The organism is Sulfolobus sp. B1, assembly GCF_007050195.1.
Lineage (GTDB): Archaea > Thermoproteota > Thermoprotei_A > Sulfolobales > Sulfolobaceae > Saccharolobus.
Window position 1 is genome coordinate 1 of the sequence record NZ_QIMI01000356.1, and the last position, 592, is coordinate 592.

At 36.3% G+C, this 592-nt stretch carries 1 protein-coding gene; it reads right to left on the reverse strand.

Features of this window, described 5'->3' with window-relative positions; genetic code table 11:
* On the reverse strand, window positions 1-592 hold a 592-nt coding region (locus tag DMP16_RS10675), incomplete at both ends, for a peptidase dimerization domain-containing protein (RefSeq protein WP_185957881.1).

Genomic DNA, 592 nt, shown 5'->3' on the forward strand with positions numbered 1-592 from the left:
ATAGTTGTCATTAGGTGAGGTATAATTAGGGTCAGAAAGATCGATAGGTTCCACTATTGTTTCCTTAATTACGTTATTTTTTACATAATCTAGAAGACTATTCGAGCTTATACCTGGGGGTATTCTCATGTCAATTTCTATCTCACAATAATCTGGCACAACGTTTGTTTTAACTCCTCCTTTAATTACTGAGGGATTAAATGAGATCTTAAATACCTCAGGTAAATTATATATAGTCTCTGTGTCCTTAATAATTTCCTCTAAGTCGGAAGGAAGATCTATGTTTATCTTATTTATTTCAGTGTTCAGTCTTTCTAAATCTCTCATGACTTTGAGAATAGCATTATCCCCCAAAGAGGGGAGGCTACCATGAGCCAGTCTACCAAATCCTTTTAGCTTTAATTGGAATAGACCCTTTTCAGCTAGAGTCATTGAGGTTGAGCCAGACGGTTCTCCAATCACAACTAAATTTGAATCATAGATTTGAGCTAGTTTCAAAGATCCATGCAATCCTCCTATCTCCTCATCGGGTACTGCAGAAAACACTATCTTATATTTCTTGGTATGTAGTATACTCCTGGTGTTGCGTTTG